We start from the raw sequence: 24,914 nt of genomic DNA on the forward strand, positions 1-24,914 counted from the left end.
GATTACTCGTTATTTTTAAATTTACTGCTAAATATATATGTTGTTCGCTTAAACTAGCTAAAACGCTAAATTAAGACTTAATTTAATGAATTTGTAGATTATCGTCGCATTATTTTCATAGCTTTACTTTAATATATTTATGCTTAAAAAGTGAATTGATATTCATCATAAATACTTTTATATTGTTATGCAATTAAATTGAATAATAATTTTGGATTTTTTTATGCCTTTGCCTTCGTTTATTTCTATGTATCAACAATTGATTGCAGCCCCTTCTATTAGCGCAATTGAAGACAACCTGTGTATGAGCAATAAAAACGTAATCGAACTCCTTGCAAACTGGTGTGAAACACTTGGTTTTACGTGTGAAATTATTGAACTAGAAGGCGGTAAGGGCCGCTTTAATTTATTAGCAAAACGCGGGAAAGGCGATGGCGGATTAATGCTTGCGGGCCACACTGATACAGTGCCTTTTGATGACAGCCGCTGGAACCACAATCCGTTTAAACTTACCGAACTCGACAATAAATTGTACGGGCTAGGAAGCATTGATATGAAAGGCTTTTTTGCTTTTGTATTACATGCGATTAGTGAGCTTGATGAAAAGCAGCAAACTCAACCTATTTTAATACTCGCCACTGCCGATGAAGAAACAACTATGGCAGGTGCACAGCAAATATGTAAGCACCCTAATTTAAAACCTGCGCGCTGTATAATTGGCGAACCTACTGATATGACTCCAGTATTTATGCACAAGGGCCATATGAGTACAGCAATAAGAGTAGTTGGTCGCTCTGGGCATAGCTCAGATCCCGAACGTGGCCTTAACGCCATTGAAGTAATGCATAAAGTGATTACAAAATTGATGTTCTTAAAAGAGCAACTAAAGCATAAGTATTCAATAAATCACTTTGAAATTCCTTATCCAACATTAAATTTAGGTAATATTCATGGGGGCGATAACGCGAATAGAATTTGTGGTTGCTGTGAAATGCATATAGATATGCGCCCATTACCGGGTTTAAGCATTAAAGAACTACAAGCATTAGTACTCGATGCAACGAAAGAAATTAATGATCAATACCCTAACGCTGTGAGTGTTATTGATTTACACGAACCCATTCCGGCATTTAGTGGCAGCACCGACAGTGCTTTAGTAAAAATGGCTGAAAAAATAGCGGGGCAAAAAGCGGTCGCGGTAAATTACTGTACTGAAGCTCCTTTTATACAACAACTTGGCTGTGAAACAATTGTAATGGGTCCAGGTTCAATTAACCAAGCGCATCAACCTGACGAGTTTTTAGCGATGGAAAAAATAAAACCATCACAACAAATAATCACCGATATTATTAAAGCTAATTGCTTTAGCTATCAGGGTCACTAGCTGCTTATAACAACACAAATAATAAAGGCGCCAATTGGCGCCTTTATTAGATAATACCAATTCCATTAAGTATGTGATCTAAATTTTACGCCGAAAAAACAATTCAGTTCTAGGCGTAAATTGATGTAAATGGTTGTTCCCTTTGCGAAATTTACAACAAAGAAATGGGTTGTTTTAGCAAGTAAAATAGATCAGCTATTTATTGGAGTTGGTATAATTAAATACTAATATTTAATCACCTTTAACTTCTAAATTAATAAACTTAACTAGCTCTTCAGGTTGCCCTACTAGCATCATAACTTGTTGATTAATTTCCATCATGGTTTTACCTTCAGGTAGCTTTGCAGATACGCTAAATGAATTTAAACCTTTAGCAAAGCTAGTTAAAGCTGCGGCTATGTCTTCAGTAACAGGCGCTTGTTGCAACTGTTGCTCTAGCGTCATTTCCATCTGCTCAAGCGTCATACCTTGCTTTTCAAGCTCGCTTGATAATAAATCTTTTAGCTTACCTTGATTATTTAAAACAAAGCTAACATTACGTGGCTCTAACTTACTCATTGCTTGCATAACAAGTGTTTGCTGCTGCAACTCTTGCTCGTAAGTAAGTGGCTGGTTACCCGCTTCTTGCTGTGCTTTATTAATCGCCAATGAAGCATCCATTAATGCTTTTGAATTAGCCAAGCCCATATCCATATTAAAACTAACAATATCTTTTGCATCAAGCTTAACCACAACATCACTGTTGCCAGACTCTTCATCGTAATCAAGTGATGAATGTAAATCGTAACTTGCCGACGCTAGCATTTCATTTGTATCTGCAGGTAATTTTGAAACAAAATCTTTATCAAACTGAAAGCTTTTTACATCAAATGATGTATGCGGTGATATTTTATCTGGCTCGTAACCAGTTATTTCAATGCTTTGAATATTAGCAACATTGTCACCCTCAGGACTTATTACTTCCATGTTTGTTATTTCTACGCTTTTTGAAATAACACTTGCCGATAAACCAGCGTATTTAAATGTAGCGCCAGTTTGCTCGCTTACTAAAGCAAGTTGCTTATCTACTTCTACACGCACTTCTTGTGTAGCTACATAATTTGCATAGCTCACGCCACCAACGCCCGCAGCTACAATTGCTGCAACTATTACTAACTTTTTCATGTTATTTCCTTATTCTATTCTTTGTGTAAACCGAGTTTTCTTAAGAGTAACATTACAAATTAACACCCGTAAGTGTTAATTAATTAAACTAAGCAACTCATGTACTGTTTTAACTGGCGTAATTTTAGCGCCAAGCCCTTCCATTGATTTATGATAATTACGAAATGGAATATATATTTCTGTAAAACCATGCTGAGCGGCTTCTTTAACACGTGGTACACCACTGTCGATTGGGCGTACATCGCCGTTTAAGCTAAGCTCACCCATAATACACGTGGTACGAGGTACAACAAATTCGTTTAAGCTACTAAGTAATGCGGTAACCAATGCTAAATCAATACACGTTTCTGTTTCATCAATTCTTAGGCCGCCAACAATATTAAAAAAAGTATCGTGAAATATTTTAGTTTTAGTGTGTTTGCGTAATATACCAGTCAGCATTTTTATACGGTTCATATTTAAACCAACACAAACACGCTGCGGAAATTCTGCCTCGGTTTCGGTCGTTAAACACTGAATTTCGAGCAATAAATTACGATTGCCTTTACGAATACAGGTAATTGTAGACCCTGGTGAATCGGTTGTAGAACCCGATAAAAATATTTCGCTTGGATTATCCACGCTCAACATCCCACGTTCACACATTTTAAAAATGCCCACAGTATCAATATCACCAAAGCGGTTTTTATTTGCCCTAAGGGTTCGAATTTGCCCATCATTGGTATCTATGTGTAAAAGCGCATCGACAATATGTACGAGTGTTTGAGGGCCTGCTATTTCGTTATTTTTATTTACGTGAGCAATAATGAACATGGTTACATCATTTTGCTTACAGTATTGAGTTAACGCTTGGGCTGCACTTTTTACTTGCGATGGCGAACCTGGGCTGCCATTTGCCGTATCGGTTACAACAGCTTGAATAGAGTCAATGACAGCAAACTTAATTTTATTTTTCTCGAGCTCTTCAATAATAGTTTCAACACTAGTTTCTGAAAGTAAATAAAGCTCATCAGGGTTATAGTTTAACTTTAAACGATTTACCCTGTTTTTAAACTGAGATAAAGACTCTTCTGCCGTACAGTAAAGTGACGGCATACGTTGTGACATTCTCGCCACTAAGTCAGATAGTAAGGTTGTTTTACCAGCACCTGGATCACCCGAAATTATATTAACCGAGCCGGTAGTTACACCACCGCTTAGCACACGATCGAGCTCGCCAATTTCTGTTAGCTGCTTTTCTGCCTCTGACGTAGCAATATCATTAATTTTTTTAGAGCCACCACCAATACCCCCAGCATAACCACCAACACTTGATCGCACTGCCGCTTTTTTACTTTGTCCTGCTGAAGGTTTAAATTCTGCTAATGTGTTCCATGCACCGCAGCGGCACTGACCTTGCCAACGAGGGTAGTTCATGCCACATTCTGTACACACAAACTCTATTTTTGCCGCTTTAGTCATTTATTACCTACTATTCTTTAATTTTGAAAATACTTACCATTAAACGCATATTTTGCCATTTCAAGCATTTACTTAGCAACAAACTCTTGCCTGCGTAAAAATCTACCGTCACAATCATTAAATACACATGGTGTTTCTTTTTAGCTATAATTTAGGGCATACTTTTTGCTTTGAAATAGTTTAAAGTAATTTGCCAATAAAATGGCAAATAACACATAAATAACAAGAGCTAAACGGTAGTTACTTAAATAATCGTACCTATATTAATAACATAGCGCGATTTAACGTTTATTGAATTTCTAATAAATGGACTTAATAGTATACCTACTTTTTCAATTAGACGGTGATGGTTTTATAAATGGCTGATGACATAATGCTCAAACACGAAGACCTCGTGAATGAGTTAAAAACATATTTAGGCAATGCTAAATTTGACCTGATTTTCAAATCAAAAACTGCGGGGTTAACCAAACCTGAGCAATTTTTGATGAAAATGGAAATGTCACGCTTATCTCAGCCAGTGGCACGTTTTGTTGATCTTCGTGGATTAGTAACAGGCCAAGTAAAACCGTATGAGCATAACGGCAAACAACACTTTATGGATGACACTGCCATTGAAGTGTTTGAAAAAGCACTTAAACAGCATGGTGAATACACCTTAGCTGTTTACGAAGCTGTTATGAATACAGAAAATAATCACCGCGTATTACAAAAACAAGCCGCCGAAAAATCAGAATTACAAGAATTAGAAAATAACTTAAGCACTGAAGTCATTAAGTTTGCCTCTTACGAGAGCCGCCGTGAAGAGCGGATGAATTACTCAATAAAAGTAACTATTGATTACAAAGATAAACAGAACATTGCAGCTAGCACCTCAGATATATCTTTGAGCGGCTGTAAAGTTAAGCTTGCAACACGCTACTCTATAAAAAAAGGCGAGCTAATTGCAATGCGCTTAGTTGGCCTTGAACAAGACTTTGAGCTTGGCTTAAAAAACGGTATTCAATACGAAGTTGTTGCCGTTGAAAATATTTCTCGTGAGTTTAATCATATTCGCTTAAAACGCACTTATATCGAAAATAACGATGCCTTTAATGACTTTTTAGAAAGCTTTATTCACGGTAATAAACGTCGTTATAAAGTGAATTTAGATAACACACTCGATGCTGTAGTATCAAAAGGATATGAACAATACTACATTCCTCGCGTAACGTCTTTATATGTATTTTTAAGCAAAAAAGATGATCAATATTATCCAAGTCTTAGCCTTACTACTGAAAATAATATTTTTATCCAACGCTATTTTACCGATGAAAGAAAAATACCGTGTTTGTACAATGTACTTAATCATCAACGCATTACACAATTACTAACCCAAATTACTGCGGTCAAAGAAGATTATCTTTATACATTTACTCATGTATCATCAGGTAAAATTTATTACTACTCAGCGACACGTACCGAACTAACTAATAGCCCCAAGTTACGTGATCTATTTTTAGGTTTTGGTAGCCAAAAAGAGAGCTGGAAGTGTTTTAAAATACAAATAATGCCAAGCCATCCTGATGACTCTTTTATACCCCTTTCACTACCTAATAGTGCTGGTGAAAATATAGAAAAACTCAATAAGCCGCCATCACCTCGCGTAAAGGGCCTTATAAAAGACGTTAAATATATTGTAGTACTAACAAGTATCGGCAATAAAACAGAGCAAGCGAGTTATAAACAACTTACTTTTGACAAAGCGTTAGTAAATCAGCTTAAGCATTTTGGCCACGCCAAACACAAAACGCCACCTTATTTAGACATTGTGCCACTTGAATACGTAAATTTACGCTCACATAAGCGCTACCTTTATAAGACACCAGTTAGCATCACAATTAATGGTGAAGTATTTAACGGTTATACACGTGATTTTTCAGTGATGGGTTTACAGTTAGAGTGCGAGCAACCTGCTACATTCAAAAAAGGGGATATAGTACTTTTAACATTTCCTGAGCTTCAAAAAATAACTAAAAAGCATAAACTTAGCGAACTAAAGTACGAAGTAATGGCTATTAGTAAGTCATTCACTACTATTAACCTAAAAGCGAATCGCATTGCTGAGTTACCCCATGCTGGCGTAACCTTTTTCACTCAGTTAATAGAAGGTAATAAAGACAAACTTAAAGTATCTGAAGAAGCACCTAAAGTAGAAGGCTTATCTACCGCGCTTAGAAATATGGTGACGAAAAGTGTATGCCAATTTCCACTGTATTTACACAAGGAAGCTGCACACTTTAAAACGGGTGCAATTGGTTATGGTTTATATGCAAGCCCTATGCATGTTATTTTACAAAACTTTGGTTTATTAAGTAACAAAACTGACTTTTCGAGTATTCTTACCGAAGAGCAAATTATTAATGTTATAACGCCTAATATAAAAGATCGCAGTCGCCAAGATGCACCGCTTGCTTTCACAATCGCGATTAACTTCGACCCTCGTAAGGGTAACATTGAAGAGGCCATTGTTAGCCAATGCACTTTAGGCGAAGACTACTCAAGCTTTTATAAACAAATTAGTAAAGACATTACATCCCAACTTATATTTGTAATGCGTTTATATATTTCGCGCACAGGTCGCCCTGACACTGACTACCTCTCTAATGAGCTAAAATACGTAAGCCAATACGCAATGCACAAAGCAAAAGATTTAGAAGAAGCCTTATGGGCTGTTGCGGGTGTGGGTGACGTAGTAGATATAACTGAAGAAGCTTTAAGCCATTTAGAACTTAAAAAAGAGCAAGTTGAACAAATGGGCCGTCGTAAGCTAATTTGGTTAAACCGCTTACGCTAAGCGGTTTAACTTAATTTATTTTAAAGTGTTGGTTGTTTTTCTAACGGAATAGCCAACATATACAGCAATTGCAATAATGACCCTTCACAAATAGCTGCTTGCGCTTGCTCAACTACTTTAGGTTTACCATGTACAGCAACACCAAGGCCTGCTTTTGCCATCATTACTAAATCGTTTGCGCCATCTCCAATAGCTACAGTTTGTGTTTTTTTAAACCCTAGCTTTTGCTGAAGCGCCTCTAAAATAACCGCTTTTTGCTGCGCGTCTACAATTGTACCCAGTACCTTACCTGTTAATTTATCGTCTTTAAATTCAAGCACATTAGCGTGTACTTCATCTAAATTAATAAGCTCTTGAACGCGCTCAGCAAACGGTACAAAACCTCCAGAAGCTATTGCTAAATACCAATTATGCTGCTTTAAAATTTGGCATAATGCTTTAATACCAGGCATTAAAGGCAATGCATTTTTTAGCTCTTCAATTAAGCTTTTTTCAATACCTGTAAGCTTCGCTACACGCTGATTTAAGCTCTCGCTAAAATCAAGCTTACCGGCCATAGCAAGTGCGGTTACAGAGGCAACTTCATCGTATACATCTGCAAGGCGTGCTATTTCGTCTATGCACTCAATAGTTATTGCAGTTGAATCCATATCCATAACCAATAAACCAGGCTCATATAAATTAGGTGGAGTAACAACTTGCACTAATTGACAATCTAGAGTGGTTGAAAATTCTTGTAGCACGAGCGGGTTTATAGTTTTATCTGCATTTTGCGCGTAAAAACACAATGCAGGTGCAAGCCCTAAATCTGGTTGATATTGGCATATAGCAGTGACGGTTTGGTTATGCGTAGCTAAAAAATCAATAATGCTCACAATGTGTTTTTCTTCAAAATCACCTGCAAACGCGATGCTGAATAACCCTAATGCTTTATTGGGAATATAATCAAGAAATGTAAATACACCATCACTAAAGCCAAACCATTTATTTAAAGTTAAGTGTTGTAATGGCTGCTCAGCAGTTGGCTGTGCCATGTTGATTTGCGACATGGGATCTCCGTGTTTATTTTTATTTTCCTGATAGTTGGCATATCAAAACTGGTATTCTCAACACTAAATTCGCCATCAGGTGGGGTTTAAGGTTATAGTTAGTGTAGTTGTAACATCAAATCAAAATGCTGTCAGCAGCATAAACGGTGACTATGAAAAATAACCATATTAAAAACCCTATTACCGCTTCACAAAGAAAGCGACTTGTTCGCTTAATACTTGCGGCTGGCTGTTTTGTATTATTAAGCTGGGTAGGCGTTAATAGTAGTTTTCAAAGTCATCAATTGTTATACGATAGCGCCGATAGCACTGCAAAAAGCCTCACTCAATTTATGGCTTTAAATGTTAAAACACCGCTCATAGAAAAGAATAAACCACAACTCAACGCCATTTGTAACGATATAAGTAAAGATGAGTTTGTGCTTTCTGCCACTATTTATGATCAACAAGGCATTTTAATTGCCAGTAGTGACAATTGGCAATCACACCATATTTATGGACAGCTTCCAGACTCAACACCGGGTATTAGTAAACTAAAAACACCTTTTATGGAACCCGTGATAAGCGATGATGACCGCCCTATAGGCTTTGTGTCTGTTACTTATTTAACTCGCGCTGCAATATCCGACAGCCATAATCATTTTCATGACTTAGGTCGGCAGGTACTATTAATGCTAGTGATTGCGTGTATTTTTACGTGGCAATTAGGCCGAGGTTTAAAACGCTGGCAAGTAAACCGTTATATGCAAAAAACATCTGAGCAAGAATCGTAAAGCTGTTTTGCAAGCGCTTCTCTTTCGCTGCGTGGCTTTAAATCACATAACGCGTTAAACACATCTGGTATATGTAATGGCGTGTTTACTTTACCTTGGAAGCCGCTTAGTGGCATTGAGGGAGAATCTGTTTCAAGCACTAAGTGCTCTGGCTCAATAGCAGCAATAACAGCACGAGTTTTAACTGCACGTTCATAGGTAATAACACCGCCTACGCCAAGCTTAAAGCCGTGTTTAATATAATACTGCGCTTGTTGGATTGCCCCCGAAAATGCATGAATCACTCCCCCATTTATTGGCTTACAACGTTTAAACGATTGCGCAATTAAATCATGGCTTTGTCTGTGATGTACAATAAGCGGTAAGCTTAGCTCATTAGAAAGCCCTATTTGCTGTTCAAATAAGTAAGTTTGTTTAGAGAGGTTTTCAATACTTCTATCAAGCCCGCACTCCCCAATAGCTACCAGTTGGCGCTTATTTGCAGTCGCAAAATCAAATAACGCTTCTATGTCCGATTCTTTATGTTGCTCTAAAAAGTAAGGATGTAGCCCTGCGGCTATTTTTATACTTGGGTAAGTTGCTTTGAGCTTTATGAGGGTATGCGATTGAGCAAGCGTAATACCTGGCACAACAAACTGATTAACTCCCTTTGCTACACACTCGTTTATGAGCGATTCACGATTTGAATCAAACTCGCTAAAGTCGAGATGGCAATGAGAGTCAATAAATTGCACGGTTACTTACTCATCTTTTTATTAAGGGTTTAAGCGTGTAATTTGCCAGCTGTTATCGGCTTGACGCTGATACATAAAACGGTCGTGCAAACGATGCGCTCCGCCTTGCCAAAACTCAATTTTAGTGGGTACTACACAATATCCGCCCCAAAAATCAGGAAGTGGTATTTCACCTTTAGCAAACTTGTTTTTCATATTGGCAAAGGTTTCCATGAGTACTTTACGTGATGACACCGGACGACTTTGCGCTGATGCCCACGCGGCTAATTGGCTTTCTTTAGGACGGGATAAAAAGTACTTTGCCACAGCAGAAGTCGGTAAGGGTTTAGCCTCGCCATACACAATAACTTGGCGCTCCATGTGATGCCACGGAAAGTGCAAGGAAATTTTATTATTACCTTTAAGCTCTTGCGCTTTACGCGAGCCGGTATTAGTAAAAAACACAAACCCGTTATCATCTAAATGTTTTAAAAGCACAATACGCTGTGAAGGCTGACCGGTTTCATCAACGGTTGCTACAACCATTGCTGTTGGATCGGGTAGTTTACTTGCTACCGCATGCTCAAGCCACGTTTCAAACTGCTTAAACGGCTCATCTTGCAAATTATCTTCGCTTAACGCGTCTTGCAGGTATTCACGGCGGATATCTTCGAGTTTCATAACAAGTCCTTTAAATAAAGCCTTAGAAAAGAGCTTAGAGTAGCGAGCTTAAAACAATAGATGTTGAGTAATAACAAATATTAAGATTCAGGTGTATGCGATAGCAATAACACCGAGTCTTGAGTGTATTCGATAACAGTAAACATAGAGTCTCAGGTGCATTCGATAGCAATAAACACAGAGCCTCAGATGCATTCGATAGCAGTAAACATAGAGTCTCAGGTGGATCGTTGGGTTTCGTTTCACTCAACCCAACCTATAACGTAAACTACACAACTCAGATATCTGCAAGTGTAGAAGTGCTGACAAGACGGAGTGCTTTTTTATGCCAAGGAGCATACATTTAGTATGTGACTTAGGCTAAAAAAGCACGACAACGCAGTCAAAGCGAACTACACGCAGCAGAAGGTGATTACATTTGCTCCATAACTTCAATGCCAAGTAAGTCTAATCCCGTCTCTAATGTTTTAGAAACCAAATTACACAGCACTAAACGGCTATCGCGCACGCTTGGCTCTACGCCTTCTTTAAGTACTGGGCAGGCTTCGTAAAATGTCATGTATAAGCTTGCTAACTCATATAAGTAACCACATAGTACGTGCGGTGTTGCTTCACTGATCATTAAATCAAGTACTTCTTCAAGCTGTAGTAGCTTAAGTGCTAGTGCTTTTTCTTGAGGCTCAACAATTGCTACGTCTGAATTTAATGTAGCTGCATCAACGCCTGACTTACGGAAAATACTGCGGATACGTGTATAAGCATATTGTAAGTAAGGGGCTGTTGCGCCTTCAAAGCTTAGCATGGCGTCCCAGTTGAATATGTAATCGCTGGTACGGTGCTTAGAAAGGTCAGCGTATTTAACTGCGCCAATACCTACTTTACGGGCAATTTCGCTGCGATCGCTATCACTTAAATCCGATTCACGTTCAGCTAGTTTTGCAGCTGCACGGTTGATTGACTCTTCTAATAAGTCAGCAAGTTTTACTGTGCCGCCAGTACGTGTTTTAAATGGTTTGTTATCGGCGCCCATCATGGTGCCAAACGGGCAAAACTCGTAACTTGTTTCGTCTCGTAATAAACCTGCTTTGCGTGCTGTAAGCTCTACTTGATTAAAGTGTAGATTTTGACGTGCATCTACAAAAATTAAGATGCGATCGGCACCTAATTTATTTGAACGGTAATCACATGCCGCTAAATCGGTTGTTGCATATAAAAATCCGCCGCCAGATTTTTGTACGATAAACGCAGATGGTTCGCCATCTTTGTTGGCTAGCTCATCTAAAAACACAACTTGCGCGCCTTGCGACTCTACAGCAATGTTTTTATCTTTAAGTAGGCTAATAATATCGTTAAGCTCTGCGTTGTATGCGCTTTCAGCCATAATATCGGCTTGAGTAAGCGTTACATTTAAACGTTTGTATACTTCTTCAGAGTGCTTAACTGAGGTTGCTATAAATAGTTTCCAAAGCTTTTCACAGTGCGCGTCGCCACCTTGTAATTTAACAACGTAATTACGGGCTTTATCTGCAAAGCCTTCTTCGTCGTCAAAACGTTTTTTAGCATCGCGGTAAAAGGTTTCTAAATCGGCAAGTGCAACTGTATCTAAGTCTACACCTTGGCTAATTTGGTCTTCTAAATGCGCGATTAACATACCAAATTGCGTGCCCCAATCACCCATGTGATTTTGACGTACAACCGTATCGCCTCTAAATTCAAGCGCACGTACAATTGAGTCACCAATAATGGTTGAACGTAAATGGCCTACGTGCATTTCTTTAGCAAGGTTTGGTGATGAGTAATCCACAACCACTTTTTGTGGTTTAGCGTGCTCGTTTACTGCAAGCTTTGCATCGCTATTAGCTGCTTTAACACTTTGCGCTAAAAACTCTGGCTTTAAATGAATGTTAATAAAACCTGGACCCGCAATTTCAGTTTTCTCTGCGATATCACTTACATCAAGGTTATCTATAATTTTTTGTGCAAGCTCTCGTGGGTTGCTTTTCATTTTTTTAGCCGCGCCCATTGCGGCATTAATTTGGTAATCACCAAATTGTGGGCGTGTGCTTTGCGTTACTGCTGGGTTTGTGTCTTCAGGTAAGCCTGCGCCAGCCATAGCGGCAATAGCTTTTTCGATTAAAATAGTACGAATGTTCATTATATTATTTACCTTTGTAAGCCCGCCTTAGCAGGCTTTCAGTTAACTGTAGTCGGTCAATTCTAGTTTTCGCGCGTGTGGTTAAACGTTACTTCTGGGTAACGCTCTACCGATAAATTAAGGTTTACACGGCTCGGCGCTATGTAAGTTAAGTTATCGCCACCATCGAGTGCTAAATTGCTTTCGCATTTGCGTTTAAAGTCTTCAAACTTTTTAACGTCACTGCACTCAACCCAGCGTGCTGTATTTACGTTTACACCTTCGTAAATAGCATCTACGTTATATTCAGCTTTTAAACGCGCTACAACCACATCAAACTGAAGTACACCTACCGCGCCCACAATTAAATCGTTGTTTATAAGCGGTCTAAATACCTGTACAGCACCTTCTTCAGAAAGCTGTACTAAGCCTTTTAATAATTGCTTTTGCTTAAGCGGATCGCGTAGACGAATACGACGAAATAGTTCAGGCGCGAAGTTAGGAATACCACTAAATTTAAGTTTTTCGCCTTGCGTAAACGTATCACCAATTTGAATTGTACCGTGGTTATGCAAGCCAATAATATCGCCAGCGTAAGCATCTTCTGCTCGCTCACGATCGCCTGCCATAAAGGTTACCGCATCAGAAATACTCACCTGCTTACCAATACGCACGTGGTTCATTTTCATGCCCTGGCTGTACTTACCCGATACAATACGCATAAATGCAATACGGTCACGGTGTTTAGGGTCCATGTTGGCCTGAATTTTAAATACAAAACCGGTAAAATTCTCTTCTGTTGCAACAATAAGTCTGTCTTCGGTTTCGCGTGGTAATGGCGTTGGCGCCCATTTAGTTAAGCCATCTAAAACATGGTCAACACCAAAGTTACCAAGTGCAGTACCGTAATAAACTGGCGAAAGTTCACCGGCTAAAAACAGATCTAAATCAAATTCGTTTGATGCGCCAATAACAAGCTCAAGCTCATCGCGTAATTGCGCGGCTAAATCTTCGCCAATCGCAATATCTAACTCTGGGTTATCAAGTCCTTTAATAGTGCGAACTTCTTGAATTTTATGACCCTGACCTGTTTTGTATAAAACAGCTTCGTCATTATGAATATGATAAACACCTTTAAACTCTTTACCACAACCAATTGGCCACGTAATTGGAGCACAGGCTATATTTAGCTCTGTTTCAACTTCGTCCAATACTTCCATTGGGTCACGAATATCACGGTCACACTTATTCATAAACGTAACAATTGGCGTTGTACGCAGGCGCGTAACTTCCATGAGCTTACGGGTACGGTCTTCTACACCTTTTGCCGCATCAATAACCATTAAGCACGAATCTACCGCTGTTAGCGTGCGGTAAGTATCTTCCGAGAAATCTTCGTGTCCTGGCGTATCAAGTAAGTTAACAAGCGCATTGTTATACGGGAACTGCATTACAGAGGTAGTAACCGATATACCACGCTCTTTTTCCATTTCCATCCAGTCAGATTTAGCATGCTGATTAGAACCACGCCCTTTTACAGTACCGGCTCTTTGAATAGCTTGTCCGAACAACAATACTTTTTCGGTGATAGTTGTTTTACCAGCATCCGGGTGAGAGATGATAGCAAAAGTCCTTCGCTTGCTGATTTCATTGATAATAGTTTGGTCTGCCATTAATAAATTCTTTTAGTTTGATGCGGGGTTGAATGCATTTAAATAAGCGCTTGCGAGTAAACCCGTAATGTTGATCGTAATTAACTACTATTTTCGCTGATTTTAACGTTATAAACAGCTGATAATAAAACGCCAATAGCTAATTTTTTAATAATGACAATTGTAACAGGAGTCGGTATAAAAGTGTGCTATCTAACTTAAAAATATCTTGGCTTTATAATGAAGAGATGTGACTAGAAATATTTGAAATATGCTCAGCAATTAAATTACAGACCATTTTATAATTGTTTAAGCGATGATTCGTTGCTTTTTAAGCTTATTTTCACCGAGGAATTTATATAAGTATTTTATTTCACAACCTTAGATAAATTAGACTCACTAGTTAGCACGTACTCAACTCTAAATTAATAATTACTTAGCGCTCACCTAATACTTCAAAATCGTCACTTTTTAACTTTGCTTTTCCATCTGCAGCAACAACCCAATGTTCGCGATGAACAACACCATACGCTTGGTTCATTGTCCATTTAGCTGATAAAACATAACCATCATCACCAAGCATTTCCCATGTTACATCAGTGTATTGCACATTTTTAAAGCCTTGATCCATGATCCCTTGCCAAAAGCTTTCTATAGCAACCTCTCCTTTAAACATACCAAATGGGCGAGCATGCATTTCACAATCAGAAAAATACTGTTGCGCGCAGCCTTTTGCATCTTGGTTATTAAATGCATCCTGCCAATCCGCTATCCCTTGTTTGCATTTTTGAAGTACTAATTCGCTATTCATAGATCACCTGTAGTTAATAAATTACGCTTATATTAGCCATATCTTTTAACACTAAAAACAAAGATAATAAAAAATACAGTTTAGAAAAACAGAACAATAAATATGAGTAAATTTAAACAAATGTCGGTGTTTGCAAATATTATTGAGGCAGGTTCTATATCTGCCGCAGCTGATAAGCTTAATGTTTCTAAATCGGTAGTAAGCCAGCATTTAAAAGCGCTAGAGCTAGAGCTTGGGGTAACCCTTTTAAAACGCACAACGCGTAGACAAGCATTAACGGCAACCGGCGAGCTGTTTTACATACAATGTAAAGAGTTAAATAATATCGCGACTACGGCATGGGATACCGTAAAAACTCAACAAGCAGAGCCTACTGGCAATATAAAGATAACCGCCCCAAATGCATTAATGGAAACGCTTATTACCCCTGTTATTGCTAACTTAATGAATCAATACCCCAAATTAACGCCAGAGCTTGTAAGTGCCGATCAGCATATAGATTTTTTAGATCATAATATTGATCTCGCTATTCGAGTGGGTCCCTCAAAAGACAGCGCCCTAAAACAAAAGCGCATAGGTAGCTTTACTGACAGGCTGTGTATAAAAACGGGAGTAATTAAAAGCCCTAAACAGCTAGAGTCTAAAATATTAAATGCAACGCCTTACATCGCTAATACTTGGCAAGGGTTAAATATAGATCACACCTTTAAAAATAAACATGGAGAACTACTTCACTTCAGTACCCAAGCTCGTTGCCTTGCAAACTCTTTCCATAGTTGTTTATCGCTTATAAGAGCAGGAGCTGGAATGGGGCTGGTACCTGATTTTTACTTAAACTTAGTAAAGCCATCACTTGAGGTAATTAACCCCGATTACTCACTTAGTAGTAAAAGTATTTATGCATTAACGCCCTACACGCACAACATGCCAATCTCTGTAAAAATATGCATTGATGAAATAACAAAACACTTAAACAAACTTACAACTTAAGTTTAATAAGCGTTACTCCACTTTTTTAAATATATTAAGCATAAAAAGTCACTTTTACATGCATAAATATTGTAAAATTTATTCAATCACTAAAATACCATTTCAATAATACGTAACTTATTAAATTAAAATAACTTAATTATACAAATAAGTAGCTAACCTTAGCTAAATACCGCGCAATTAATGGTTACATTTCAGCCATCAAGACCGCTATAAGCTTGTTTAATAAAGCCGTAACGCATATTATTGGTAGATTGCATGGAGGATAAGTCGCTTGGTCATGAAAACCAGTAAGTTAAGTATTCGATTATTATGGTATATAACACCCCTTGTTATTCTACCGCTGCTATTTTTAGGTGGCTTTACGCTCACCAATGTAACTAATTCAACACAAAAACAAGCTGATTTAATAATGAGCCGTTTTGTTGAGCAACAACAGCAAAAAATATTTAACTATATCGACTCTTTTCACTCTACAGCAAAACTACTTTCAACTTCGCCAGTACTTAGCGACTTTTTAGCAAACGACATTCGTGCCAACGGTAACCACACCCGAAAACTTGGCGCGCTGATGGATGTATTTGCCAGCTACAGTGAAGCTTATCCAGATATTATTAGTATTAATTTAGTCTCTGCCAGTGGGAAAAGTGATGCTTACTACTCTAACAACCTAACTACTGCACCTAAAAGCTATCCATTTTTTAATCAAGTCTTGCAAAGTAATTTAAGTAAACAGCAATTTATGATTCAAAAGGATGACGGCACCACTAGTTTGTATTTTATTCAACGAATTTATAGTGTTGATTACTACTTAAAACGCCCACAGCAACTTGGTTTTATTGTAATACATATAGAGCCTTCGATACTTAACTCCAGTATTTTAGAAGCCCCATATAACAACACGCTTAATTTGATGTTAACAAAAGACGGTAAGATATTATTTAGCTCTGACTACAACATGCGCGGCCAATATATAAGCGAATACGAACTCAACCAAATCCACGACCTGGCCGATATAGGCATGCTTTCGACCATTGAGCTCTCAAGTATAGATAAAATTGAGCGTATGATTTTTGCAGTACAAATGCCTGGCGGATATTATTACGTATCTACCATTCCAAAAGGTGTGCTTTACCAATCAGGCAAAGCTATAAGTTTAATAACGGGCTTAATTGTTATTATTTCAGTGATCACTCTACCAATATTAATTTTTGTAGTGGTGCGTAATTTATTACTTAATCCAATTGAGTTACTAGGTGCAGCGAGTCACCGTGTAGGTGATGGTGATTTGTCGGTGCACTTACCTGCGCACACTAATGATGAAGTGGGTGTTTTATTTAACGACTTTAACCACATGGTTAATCAAATAAGGCATTACCAGCAGCAGCTTGAAGAATATAAGCATCATCTTGAGGATAAAGTAGAAAGTCGCACCCAAGCACTTGAAGCCATGAACAGCCAACTTGAGTTGGCTATTGGCCAAGCTGAGCAAGCCAATCAACTTAAGAGCCGATTTTTAGCTAACATGAGCCATGAAATACGCACGCCACTTACTGCTATTATGGGCTTTACAGAACAGTTGCTACACAATGGCAAGGTTGAGAACGATAAGCAACATCTCAGTACTATTTTACGTAACTCAAAACACTTATTAGAGCTAATAAATAATATTTTAGATTTATCTAAAATTGAAGCCGAAAAGCTAGCTGTTGATTTGTCAGCATTAAACGTAGTGCAGCTTGTGCACGACATTGAATCAATTATTCAACCACTGGCACAAGAAAAACAATTAACCCTTAATATTGACTATCAACTACCGCTACCTCGCACCATTTATAGTGATGTGACTCGCTTAAAACAAATACTTATAAACATTGCCAATAACGCCGTTAAATTTACCGAAAATGGCAGTGTGTCTATTTGTGTGCACTATTTAGAATCGAGTCAAAAGCTTGAGTTTGTAATTAAAGATACCGGTATTGGTATGTCTGAGCATCAAATAGAGCGTGTATTTAAACCGTTTGAACAAGCTGATGCAACAACTACACGTCGTTTTGGTGGTACAGGTCTTGGGTTGTGTATTTCTAAAAACTTAGCACTGCTACTTGGTGGCGATGTAAATCTTGAAAGTGAAGTGGGTGTTGGTAGTCGCGTTACAATTAGGGTGGCGTGTCAGTTATCTGATGATCAACCCATGCTTGAATTTTTAACGCAAGACAGCCAGTTAATACCAGAGAAAGACCCTCTATTATCATTTGCCAGCAACAGCTTCGACGCCAATATATTAGTTGCTGAGGATAACCCAGATAACCAATTATTAATTAAATTACTACTGCAAACCTGGGGTCTTGAACCCGATATTGCCAATAATGGTGCACAAGCCGTAGAAATGGCACTCGTAAACGACTACCAACTTATTATTATGGATATGCAAATGCCTGTAATGGGCGGGTTAGAAGCGACTAAAATGCTTCGCCATGCCGCGTATGATGGCCCTATTATTGCCCTTACTGCCAATGTAATGAACCACGATATAGGGACTTACCTAGAGGCTGGTTGCGATAAAGCACTTGCTAAACCCATTGATAAAGATGCTCTGGAAAATGTACTCGTGAGCTACCTGCATCTTGAAAAAGATAATCAAAATAAATGGGATAGCCTATTAAAAAGCGAAAAATTCCAGCAAATTGCTGATAATTATTTAGCTAACTTACCTACATATTTAAAAGAAGTTAAAGCTCTGCAACATTGTGATGATTGGGAAGCATTAAGAGGTGTAGCGCACAGTATTAAAGGTAGTTCTGGATGCTTTAACTTTGATGAAATTTACCATAGTGCTGCGGCACTTGAAGAGAACTTAAAAAGTAACAATAAAGTGCCAAGAGACGAGCTGGTAAATGATCTAATAGCAGCCATTGAGCAAGCAATTAGCGACAAAGTAACCTAAAAGCAAACTTACAAAATGCAGTACTTTAGCGACTCTGTATTTTAAATGCTAATTATCGACTTTAATTATGAAAAGTTTAAACCTAGCGCCATACCCATTAAAATTGCGTCTTCAAAGCCATTTTTAGCAGGGTTATCACTTGGGTAGTAGTTTTTACGCACTGACATTTCAGTAAAGCCTGCGTTCTCGTACAGCGCAATAGCACGCGTATTTGATTCGCGTACTTCTAAAAAGAGGTTTTCAGCATTTTGCTGCTCACCATATTCAATAAACTGCGCTAACAACTGCCTTGCAATACCCTTACCCTGGTGACTTGGTGTTACACAAATATCCATAAGTGTAAAATCAGGCCCTGCTTTTTCACCAATATAAAAACCAATCATGCTCGCATCATCAAATGCGGCAACATTAAAATAGCGCCCGCCTATGCATGAACTCATTGTATTTAAAGTCCACGGATGGCTATGACACGCTGTTTCGACGGCCATTAATTGAGATATTGCAGTTTCATCTACTGGTTTAAAGTTTATCAAGGTGTTCACTCATTAAAGCCCATAAAGCACGCTTTTCAGAAGCGTTGAGCTGTGGGGTTGGCAATGTAAGCTCATTATCGTTTAATTGCATCTCACGGCCCTGTACAACACTATTTATAATAATAGGCTCGGCACTTAGTTTAATGTCTGCAAGTAATTGCTCATTGAGCGTTAAAGGACTGGCTATCGCACTTTGTAATAAAGTATTAGCTTGATCATTTGCTTGAGGACAATAATGTTGATTGAGTTCAAGATTTTCTATATCAAAAATAGCTGCGTAACGTGGATGCATAACAACTCAGTAGATTAGACATTTGAACAATATAAGAAGTAATAAAAACGATGTAAAGAAGAAATGGCAGGGGCGGAGAGATTCGAACTCCCAACCATCGGTTTTGGAGACCGCTGTTCTACCAATTGGAACTACGCCCCTGCAATGACGACGAATTATAGAGAAGTTTCGCCAAAGGTAAAGAGAAAAATCACTCTTTTAGCTCAACTGCTTTTAAAATAAACAAAACGGTGAATTAGCATGCTAATTCACCGTTTTATCTACTGTAGTAACACAATAAATACTTTTATTTAGCGCTCTGCCCAGCGAGGGTTATTAAGAATAGACATCATAGAAACATAAAGAACATCAGTTCCATGCAAAAAGTTGGTGACAAAAACACCTAAAGTAACTGTCATTACTGTTTTATTAACTAAATAAAACTTAGCGGATGAGTAAACATACAAACAAATCAATAACATTGATAGCATTTATGATACAGTTTTTCCTCCAGAAGATCCGCGCTTTATCTCTAAATTGCATATTTCATCATGTATCTTATTCACGCGGGTTATACACAATACCAATATGGAGGAGTTTTACTATTCGCTTTTGCGGATGGTTTACACCATGTTATATGAAGTTTAAATCAAAAAAATATAGTATCGATTCAACCGATTATCAAGTAGGTCAAGATAACGTCAGTAAATGGGGGATGGATATTCATAGTAATGTGTTTTCTATTTCAATTGGCTTATCTTTACTTTTCATAATAACTTTACTCGCCTTGCCACCTAGCGAAACAAAAGACGCTATTAACACGATAAAAAATGCTGCACTCGTAAATTTTGATTTCGTATTTATGTGGGGGGCAAATATACTCCTGCTTTTTGCTATCGGCATTGCAGTATCTCCGCTTGGAAAAATTCGCTTAGGCGGCGATAAAGCAACAACCGACTACTCTACCCTTTCTTGGGTTTCAATGTTATTCGCTGCTGGCATGGGCATAGGGCTTATTTTTTGGGGTGTTGCCGAACCAACCGCATTTTATACAGACTGGGCAGGTACTCCTCTCAATGCTGAACCATTTACCGAGCAAGGTCGAGAAATTGCCTTAGGTGCAACGGTATTCCATTGGGGTCTTCATGCGTGGGCGATTTATGGGATGACCGCATTATGCCTAGCTTATTTTGTTTATAATAAAGGCTTACCACTTTCAATGCGCTCTATATTTTATCCACTTTTTGGGGATCTAGTATGGGGGAAACTAGGCGATGTTATAGATGTAATGGCTGTTTTAGTAACTCTATTTGGTTTGGCTACATCACTTGGTCTCGGTGGGTCGCAAGCAGCAAGTGGGATAAGCCATGTTTTAGGGTTTGAAAATTCGCTACTATTGCAACAAGGCATCATTTTACTGATTATGGGCTTAGCCATTTTGTCGATTATACGTGGTATGGATGGCGGCGTTAAACTGCTTAGCAACATTAATATGGGCATTGCTTTTGTGTTTCTTGCTCTAATTGCTATTTTAAATTTTACTACCGTACTTGATTCTGGCTACACCGCAGTCGTCGGCTATGTAAAAAATATTATACCTTTGAGCTCAAGCACAGGCCGAGAAGACACTGAGTGGCTACATAGCTGGACTGTATTTTACTGGGCTTGGTGGGTGGCTTACGCACCTTGCTTTGGCATGTTTGTGGCACGTATCTCTAAAGGCCGCACCATACGAGAGTTTTTAGTATACGTATTACTTATCCCAACGCTTGTTACTACAGCCTGGATGTCGGTTTTTGGTGGGATAGCTATCGATCAGGTTATAAATGAAATTGGAGTGCTAGGCGCCGATAAAGGTATTACTGATGTATCACTTAGCTTATTTTATATGTTGGATGCATACTCTTTTAGTACAGTGCTTTCGCTTTTAGCTATCGCGTTGATTATCATCTTTTTTGTAACGACTCTAGATTCGGGCTCTATTGTGATAGATAGCCTTACATCAGGCGGTAAACTTGAAGTACCAATAAAACAAAAGCTAGTATGGGCTAATATTGCAGGTATTATTGCAATGCTAATGCTCTGGATTGGCGGTACTGAGTCTATTCAAGCACTACAATATATAACGATCATTGCGGCGCTCCCTTTTACGCTTATTTTATTACTTGGCAGTATTAGCCTTGTAAAAGGACTAATGACAGAGCTAGAAACACACAAGTAAAAACCTATCAGCACGAAGCTGTAGTCGTAAAAAAGCCCGTTTTATAAACGGGCTTTTTAATGAGCGACTATAAACTGACTAAAATAAGCTTATACGCTTATACGCTTATACGCTTAGCGTTATTCCCACTCAATAGTTGCCGGTGGCTTACCAGAAATATCGTAAACTACACGTGAAATACCATCTATTTCGTTAATGATACGGTTTGATACCACACCTAAAAACTCATATGGTAAATGTGACCAGCGCGCAGTCATGAAGTCGATTGTTTCAACACAACGAAGTGATACAACCCAATCGTACTTACGTGCATCGCCCATAACCCCTACCGATTTAACAGGTAAAAATACAGTAAATGCTTGGCTTACTTTATGGTAAAGCTCAGCTTTGTGAAGCTCTTCGATGAAAATCGCATCAGCGCGGCGTAATAAATCACAGTATTCTTTTTTGATTTCGCCAAGTACACGCACACCTAAACCTGGTCCAGGGAAAGGGTGACGGTAAAGCATGTCGTACGGTAAACCTAGCTCTAGGCCAATTTTACGTACTTCATCTTTGAATAATTCACGTAATGGCTCAACAAGTCCCATTTTCATGTCATCTGGTAATCCGCCCACATTGTGGTGAGATTTAATAACATGTGCTTTGCCTGTGGCAGATGCCGCAGATTCAATAACGTCTGGGTAAATTGTACCTTGCGCTAACCATTTTGCATTTTTAAGCTTTTTGGCTTGCTCATCAAATACATTAATAAACGTGTGACCAATGGCTTTACGCTTATCTTCTGGGTCTGACTTACCAGCAAGATCATTTAAAAACTGCTCTTCGGCTTCAACTTTAACAATGTTTAAACCAAATTTATTACCAAACATGTCCATTACTTGTTGGCCTTCGTTTAAACGAAGTAAACCATTATCAACAAATACACATGTTAGCTTTTCGCCAATTGCACGGTGAATTAGCATAGCCACAACCGATGAATCAACACCACCAGAAAGGCCTAAAATAACTTCGTCATCACCAACGGTTTCTTTAATACGCTCGATAGCATCATCGATAATTTTTGCAGCAGTCCACAACTTTTCACAGCCACAAATATCAATAGCAAAACGCTCTAATAAGCGCTGACCTTGATGCGTGTGCGTCACTTCTGGATGAAACTGTACGCCGTAAAAACGTTTTTCTTCATTAGACATTGCAGCATGTGGACAAGTAGATGTTTTAGCTGTTGTAGTAAAGTCAGCTGGAATATCCATTACTTTATCGCCATGGCTCATCCAAACGTCAAGTATGCCGTTGCCGCCATCTGTAATATGGTCTTCAATTGCATCAAATAATGCACAATTGCCCACTTTTTCTACTTGTGCGTAACCAAACTCTTTTTTATCTGAGCTGTGTACGTTTCCGCCTAGTTGAGCTGCCATTGTTTGCATACCGTAGCAAATACCTAGTACAGGCACGCCTGCATTAAATACATACTCAGGAGCGCGCGGGCTATTTTCAAGCGTTGTTGATTCTGGGCCACCAGAAAGAATAATACCTTGTGGGTTGAACTCGCGGATTTGCTCTTCAGTCACATCCCATGCCCATAGCTCACAGTAAACACCAATTTCGCGGATACGGCGCGCGATCAATTGCGTGTATTGTGAACCAAAGTCTAAAATGAGAATTCGTGAATCGTGAATATCTTTGCTCATGGAGTATCTCGTAAAGTCTGATGCTAAATGTCATTTGTTAATGTAAACGACTAAAAAGAGGGCTTGCAAAGCAAGCCCAGTATATTAAATTAATTACGCTGCTTAACCTAAGCGGTAATTTGGTGCTTCTTTAGTGATTTGCACATCATGAACGTGCGACTCACCCATACCCGCTGAAGTAACACGTACAAATTGTGGTTTTGTATTAAGCTCTTCAATTGTTGCACAACCCGTTAAGCCCATAGCACTACGTAAGCCACCTACTTGCTGATGAATAATCGTTGCAATAGGACCTTTGTAAGCTACGCGACCTTCAATACCTTCAGGTACTAACTTGTCTGCTTCGTTTGATTTTTGGAAGTAACGATCTGATGAACCTTCTTTTTGATCCATCGCGCCCAATGAGCCCATACCACGGTAAGATTTATAATAACGGCCTTGGTATAATTCAACTTCACCTGGTGCTTCTTCTGTACCAGCAAGAAGTGAACCCACCATTACACACGATGCACCAGCAACAAGTGCTTTAACAATATCACCAGAAAAACGAATGCCACCATCAGCAATAACAGGAATGTCGCGACCCTTTAAGCCTTCAACAGCATCTGAAATAGCTGTAATTTGTGGAACGCCACAACCGGTAACTATACGTGTAGTACAGATAGAACCTGGGCCGATACCTACTTTAACTGCATCCGCTCCCGCATCAGCAAGTGCAATCGCACCTTCAGCTGTTGCGATGTTGCCTGCGATAATTTGTAGGTCTGGGTATTCTTTGCGAGTTTTAGTAACACGGTCAATAACACCTTGAGAGTGACCATGCGATGTATCGATAAGTAAAACATCAATACCCGCTTCTACTAATGCAGCAATGCGCTCATCAGTACCTGCGCCAACACTTACAGCAGCACCTACACGTAAACGACCTTGGTCGTCTTTACATGCGTCAGGTTTGTCTTGGGCTTTTTGGTAATCTTTTACTGTGATCATGCCTTTAAGTTTAAATTCATCATCAACAACTAAGATTTTTTCAATGCGGTGTTCGTGCATTAAGCCTAAAATTTCTTCGCGAGCTGCGCCTTCTTTAACGGTAACAAGCTTTTCTTTTTTAGTCATAACGGTAGAAACAGGCTGTTCAAGCTTAGTTTCAAAACGCATATCACGACTAGTAACAATGCCTACAAGCACATTGTTGCTATCGGTAACCGGAAAGCCTGAAAAACCTTTTTCGTGCGAAAGCTCAATTGCATCTGCAATTGTTAAATCGGCAGTAACCGTTACAGGGTATGAAACAATACCTGCTTCGTAGGTTTTAACTTTACGTACGTTTTTCGCTTGTTCTTCAATAGTCATGTTTTTATGAATAAAACCAAGACCACCTTCTTGCGCAAGGGCAATAGCTAAACGAGCTTCTGTAACAGTATCCATAGATGCTGAAATAAGCGGCAAGTTAAGTTTGATACCACGCGTTAAGCGAGTTGAAATATTTGCCGTGTGTGGCAAAACAGTAGAATGACCAGGTACTAAAAGTACGTCATCAAAGGTAAGAGCTTCTTTAGCGATTCTAAGCATTTTGGCAACTTCTCACATGTGGATC

Annotated in this window: 18 protein-coding genes and 1 tRNA gene; 6 read left to right on the plus strand and 13 right to left on the minus strand. The window is 38.8% G+C overall.

Going from position 1 to position 24,914, the window contains the following annotated elements:
- Positions 1 to 223 precede the first annotated feature (223 nt).
- Positions 224 to 1,384: an acetylornithine deacetylase gene (argE, locus tag WNY79_RS09505; RefSeq protein ID WP_342875732.1), complete on the plus strand. Its 1,161-nt coding sequence runs from the start codon at positions 224 to 226 to the stop codon at positions 1,382 to 1,384.
- A 231-nt stretch (positions 1,385 to 1,615) separates the two neighbouring features.
- Here the strand turns inward: argE and WNY79_RS09510 are convergent, their stop codons facing one another.
- Both WNY79_RS09510 and radA read right to left on the minus strand, forming a co-directional pair.
- Entirely contained in the window at positions 1,616 to 2,548 is a 933-nt protein-coding gene (locus tag WNY79_RS09510; protein WP_342875733.1) for a hypothetical protein, read from the minus strand.
- A gap of 75 nt (positions 2,549 to 2,623) precedes the next feature.
- Positions 2,624 to 4,009, minus strand: coding sequence for a DNA repair protein RadA (gene radA, locus WNY79_RS09515; RefSeq protein WP_024598620.1), 1,386 nt, complete (start codon positions 4,007 to 4,009; stop codon positions 2,624 to 2,626).
- Positions 4,010 to 4,367: 358 nt separating this feature from the next.
- Between radA and WNY79_RS09520 the strand changes: the two genes are divergently transcribed.
- A complete protein-coding gene (locus WNY79_RS09520; RefSeq protein WP_342875734.1) occupies positions 4,368 to 6,845 on the plus strand; it encodes a PilZ domain-containing protein in 2,478 nt (825 codons plus the stop codon).
- Positions 6,846 to 6,865: 20 nt separating this feature from the next.
- On the opposite strand, the gene serB is transcribed toward WNY79_RS09520, so the two are convergent.
- Positions 6,866 to 7,894 (minus strand): phosphoserine phosphatase SerB, encoded by a 1,029-nt coding sequence (serB, locus tag WNY79_RS09525; RefSeq protein ID WP_342875735.1) that lies wholly within the window; start codon positions 7,892 to 7,894, stop codon positions 6,866 to 6,868.
- Between the two features lie 152 nt (positions 7,895 to 8,046).
- On the opposite strand from serB, the gene WNY79_RS09530 reads away from it, so the two are divergent.
- Positions 8,047 to 8,667 carry an AhpA/YtjB family protein gene (locus tag WNY79_RS09530; protein ID WP_007581635.1) on the plus strand — a complete coding sequence of 207 codons (621 nt, stop codon included), beginning with the start codon at positions 8,047 to 8,049 and terminating at the stop codon, positions 8,665 to 8,667.
- Here the strand turns inward: WNY79_RS09530 and WNY79_RS09535 are convergent.
- From WNY79_RS09535 to WNY79_RS09555, 5 genes are all read right to left on the minus strand, one after another.
- Entirely contained in the window at positions 8,634 to 9,401 is a 768-nt protein-coding gene (locus WNY79_RS09535; RefSeq protein WP_342875736.1) for a TatD family hydrolase, read from the minus strand. The genes WNY79_RS09530 and WNY79_RS09535 overlap by 34 nt on opposite strands.
- Before the next feature lie 21 nt (positions 9,402 to 9,422).
- Positions 9,423 to 10,061 carry a pyridoxamine 5'-phosphate oxidase gene (pdxH, locus tag WNY79_RS09540; protein WP_342875737.1) on the minus strand — a complete coding sequence of 213 codons (639 nt, stop codon included), beginning with the start codon at positions 10,059 to 10,061 and terminating at the stop codon, positions 9,423 to 9,425.
- A 412-nt stretch (positions 10,062 to 10,473) separates the two neighbouring features.
- Positions 10,474 to 12,216 carry an arginine--tRNA ligase gene (gene argS / locus WNY79_RS09545; protein WP_342875738.1) on the minus strand — a complete coding sequence of 581 codons (1,743 nt, stop codon included), beginning with the start codon at positions 12,214 to 12,216 and terminating at the stop codon, positions 10,474 to 10,476.
- A gap of 62 nt (positions 12,217 to 12,278) precedes the next feature.
- A complete protein-coding gene (gene prfC / locus WNY79_RS09550) occupies positions 12,279 to 13,868 on the minus strand; it encodes a peptide chain release factor 3 (protein ID WP_024598626.1) in 1,590 nt (529 codons plus the stop codon).
- Positions 13,869 to 14,283: 415 nt separating this feature from the next.
- A complete protein-coding gene (locus WNY79_RS09555; RefSeq protein WP_170071777.1) occupies positions 14,284 to 14,658 on the minus strand; it encodes an isochorismatase in 375 nt (124 codons plus the stop codon).
- A 102-nt stretch (positions 14,659 to 14,760) separates the two neighbouring features.
- On the opposite strand from WNY79_RS09555, the gene WNY79_RS09560 reads away from it, so the two are divergent.
- A complete protein-coding gene (locus tag WNY79_RS09560; RefSeq protein WP_342875739.1) occupies positions 14,761 to 15,648 on the plus strand; it encodes a LysR family transcriptional regulator in 888 nt (295 codons plus the stop codon).
- A gap of 280 nt (positions 15,649 to 15,928) precedes the next feature.
- On the plus strand, positions 15,929 to 18,595 hold the full coding sequence (locus WNY79_RS09565; RefSeq protein WP_170071775.1) for a sensor histidine kinase: 2,667 nt from the start codon (positions 15,929 to 15,931) through the stop codon (positions 18,593 to 18,595).
- Positions 18,596 to 18,660: 65 nt separating this feature from the next.
- On the opposite strand, the gene rimI is transcribed toward WNY79_RS09565, so the two are convergent.
- From rimI to WNY79_RS09580, 3 genes are all read right to left on the minus strand, one after another.
- Entirely contained in the window at positions 18,661 to 19,128 is a 468-nt protein-coding gene (gene rimI / locus WNY79_RS09570) for a ribosomal protein S18-alanine N-acetyltransferase (protein ID WP_342875772.1), read from the minus strand.
- Entirely contained in the window at positions 19,115 to 19,420 is a 306-nt protein-coding gene (locus WNY79_RS09575) for a hypothetical protein (RefSeq protein ID WP_342875740.1), read from the minus strand. Before WNY79_RS09575 ends, rimI begins: the two co-directional genes overlap by 14 nt.
- Positions 19,421 to 19,484: 64 nt before the next feature.
- Positions 19,485 to 19,561, minus strand: a tRNA-Trp gene (locus tag WNY79_RS09580).
- Between the two features lie 475 nt (positions 19,562 to 20,036).
- Between WNY79_RS09580 and WNY79_RS09585 the strand changes: the two genes are divergently transcribed.
- Positions 20,037 to 21,620: a BCCT family transporter gene (locus tag WNY79_RS09585; protein ID WP_076923610.1), complete on the plus strand. Its 1,584-nt coding sequence runs from the start codon at positions 20,037 to 20,039 to the stop codon at positions 21,618 to 21,620.
- Positions 21,621 to 21,739: 119 nt separating this feature from the next.
- Here the strand turns inward: WNY79_RS09585 and guaA are convergent, their stop codons facing one another.
- Together guaA and guaB are read right to left on the minus strand one after the other, a co-directional pair.
- A complete protein-coding gene (gene guaA / locus WNY79_RS09590) occupies positions 21,740 to 23,317 on the minus strand; it encodes a glutamine-hydrolyzing GMP synthase (protein ID WP_024598632.1) in 1,578 nt (525 codons plus the stop codon).
- A gap of 102 nt (positions 23,318 to 23,419) precedes the next feature.
- A complete protein-coding gene (gene guaB / locus WNY79_RS09595) occupies positions 23,420 to 24,889 on the minus strand; it encodes an IMP dehydrogenase (protein ID WP_002958783.1) in 1,470 nt (489 codons plus the stop codon).
- Positions 24,890 to 24,914: the final 25 nt, after the last annotated feature.

The organism is Pseudoalteromonas sp. AS84 (assembly GCF_038900255.1).
Lineage (GTDB): Bacteria > Pseudomonadota > Gammaproteobacteria > Enterobacterales > Alteromonadaceae > Pseudoalteromonas.